The sequence below is a fragment of the Streptomyces sp. rh34 genome, assembly GCF_002551245.1.
GTDB lineage: Bacteria > Actinomycetota > Actinomycetes > Streptomycetales > Streptomycetaceae > Streptomyces.
In genome coordinates this window covers 1-2,949 of sequence record NZ_NTGZ01000453.1, presented here as the reverse complement: position 1 = coordinate 2,949, position 2,949 = coordinate 1, and the positions used below count along the sequence as shown (strand labels likewise).

Sequence of the window (2,949 nt, the reverse complement as noted above, 5' to 3'; positions counted from 1 at the left end):
CCACAGGGCGGTGCGACGGTGCCCGCCCAGGCCGTCGAGCGCGCCCGCGGTGGCCAACTGCTCCAGGATCCGGGCCGGCAGGCGGGTGCGGGCGGCGAAGTCGTCCAGGTCGGCGAACGGCCGCTGCGCGCGGGTGGCGACGATCTCCTCGGCGGCCTGTTCACCCAGGCCGGTGACGCTGGTCAGGCCGCGGCGGATCGCCGGGGGGCGCGCCCCGGGCGTGGAGCCCGGCGTGGAGCCCGGCTTCGAATCCGGTATCGGGCCGGGTTCGAGGGTGGCGTGGACGCGGGAGGTCCGTACGTCGGATCCTCGGACGGTGATGCCGTGGCGTTCCGCGTCGCCGATGAGGGTCTGGGTGTCGTAGAAGCCCATCGGCTGGTGCGCCATGATCGCCGCGATGAGCGCGGCGGGGTGGTGGTGCTTGATCCAGGCGCTGGCGTAGATGAGTCCGGCCATCGACTGGGCGTGGGACTGGGGGAACCCGTAGTCGGAGAAGGCTTCGATCATCGAGGCGATCTTCTCGGCGGCGGCCGGGGGGATGCCGCGCCCGGCCATGCCGGTCAGCAGGCGGTCGCGCATCGCGGCGACCTTCTCCGGGGCGTGCTTGGCCGCCATCGCCTTCCTGAGCCGGTCGGCCTCGCCAGGGCTGAACCCCGCGCAGTCGATCGCGAGTTGCATGGCCTGTTCCTGCCAGAGGGCGACGCCGAGGGTCGGCTCCAGCGCGGCTTTGGCGAGCGGGTGGGGATACGTCACCGTCTCCTCGCCGCGCCGTCGGCGGAGCAGGGGGTGCTTGCTGCCGGCCTGGATGGGGCCGGGGCGGATGATCGACGCGGCGACGGCCAGGTCCTCGAACTTCGTCGGCCGCAGTTGGGGAAGGGTGGAGATCTGGGCCCGGGACTCGACCTGGAAGACGCCGATGGTGTCCCCCCGGGCGATCATCCCGTAGACGTCCGGGTCGTCCTGGGGGATGGACGTGAGGTCGTAGCGGACGCCGTGGTACGCGTGGATGAGGTCGCAGGCGGTGTGGAGGGCCGACAGCATGCCGAGACCCAGCAAATCGATCTTGACGAGTCCGGCGGCGGCGACGTCGTCCTTGTCGCCCTGGAGGACGCTGCGGCCCTCAGCGGTCGCCCACTCCACGGGCATGATCTCGCCGATGGGCTGCCGGGTGAGGACCATGCCGCCCGAGTGCACCCCGAGATGCCTCGGGAGGGTGTGGAGTTGGGCGGCGAGGTCGCGGACGTCGCCGGGCAGGCCGGTGTCGGGGCCGGGCGGGGTGTGGTGGATGTGCCGGGTCATCTCCCGGGTCTGGGCTTCCGGGTAGCCGAGGACCCGGGCGGCGTCGCGGACCGCGAGCCGCGGTTGATAGGTGATCATGTTGGCGACCTGGGCGGCGTGCAGGCGGCCGTAGCGGGTGTAGACGTACTGCATGACTTCCTCGCGGCGCCCGGACTCCAGGTCGAGGTCGATGTCCGGCGGGCCCGCCTTCTCCAGGGACAGGAACCGTTCGAAGAGCAGGCCGTGCCGGAGGGGGTCGACGGCGGTGATGCCGAGGACGTAGCAGATCACGCTGCTGGCGGCGGAGCCCCGGCCCTGGCACCAGATCCCCTGTTCGGCGGCGTGCCGGACGATGTCGTGGACGATCAGGAAGTAGCCCGCGAGTCCGAGTCCGGCGACGAGGCCGAGTTCGTGGTCGAGCTGCCGCCAGGCCGCCCCCGCCGCCGGGTCGGCGCGGGGCCCGTAGCGGCCGGCGCAGGCGGCCTCCGCCCGGTCCCGCAGCCACGAGTCCTGCGTATGCCCTGCGGGTACGGCGAACTCCGGCAGTTCGGGGCGCAGTTCGCCGAGGTCGATGACACAGGCGCGGCCCAGGGCGACGGTGGCGTCCGCGACGCCCGGATACCGTGACAGGAACGACGCCCGCTCGGCCCGGGGGCGCAGGTGCGCGGTCGGAGCGGCCATCAGATGCCCGGCGGCCCGGTCCAGGGTCTCGCGGCGGCGCAGCGCGGTGAGCGCCTGTGCCACGCGGGCCTGGCGGGGAGCCGCGTAGTGCACGGCGCCGGTGGCCACCACGGGGACCCCGGCCCGGCGGGCGGCCACCCACATCGCGTCGGCGGCGACCGAGTCCTCCGGAAGCCGGTGGTCGACCAGCTCGGCGTGCGTACCGCTCGTACCGAAGACGTCGGTCAGCCGGGTGAGCCGGTGGGCGACGGCGGCGACGTCGCACCGGTCCGTGCCCGGCGGCGGACAGCCGGGCAGGACGGCCCAGTGTCCCGCGGCCGCCGCCCGGGCCACCGCTTCCAGGTCGTAGACCGGGGCGTTCTTGGAACCGGCGAGCTGCGCGTCGGTGATCACCGACGACAGCAGCCGGAACCCCTCCACCGAGCGGGCGAGCACCACCGGCGTTCCCAGTACGGGGTCGCCGAGGGTGAGTTCGGCGCCGTGGACCGTGCCGATCCCGTGGTCGCGGGCGGCGGCGTGCAGGCGGCGTGCGGCGTGCAGGCCGTCCCTGTCCGTCACCGCCAGCACGCCGATGCCGAGCCGGGCGGCCTCGGCGACCAGGTCCTCCGGCCGGCTCGCCCCCCGGAGGAAGGAGAACGCGCTGTGCGCGTGCAGCTCGGCCCAGCCGCCCCCCTCCTCCGGGTGGTCGGCGGTGGGGAGGCGCAGGAGTTCACCCATAGTGGGCCTCCACCCACCACCGGCTCCGGTCGACGAGCAGCAGCCAGGCGTGCCCGTCGTCGGTGGTGACCTGCATCCGGGCGACCCGCCGGCCGCCGTCCGGCGCCCACCACTGCTCCAGCACCGGCCACGGCCCTGCCCATCCGCTCACCCCGGCCCGGCGCCGCCCGTCGACCGAGAGGAACGCGGGCTCGGCCGACAGCTCCAGCCGGCCGGCCACGCCGACCGGCACGCCGTCGGCCCCGGTCAGCCGGGCCGGACGCCGGACCGGGT

1 protein-coding gene and 1 pseudogene are annotated in these 2,949 nt (G+C 74.5%); both read right to left on the bottom strand.

Annotated elements, in window-relative coordinates; translation table 11 throughout:
* A partial coding sequence (locus CR470_RS37105; RefSeq protein WP_097872108.1) for an error-prone DNA polymerase occupies positions 1 to 2,676 on the bottom strand: 2,676 nt, incomplete at its 3' end.
* A pseudogene (locus CR470_RS39955) lies at positions 2,669 to 2,949 on the bottom strand (DNA polymerase Y family protein); the annotation flags it as partial. The pseudogene CR470_RS39955 and the gene CR470_RS37105, both read right to left, overlap by 8 nt.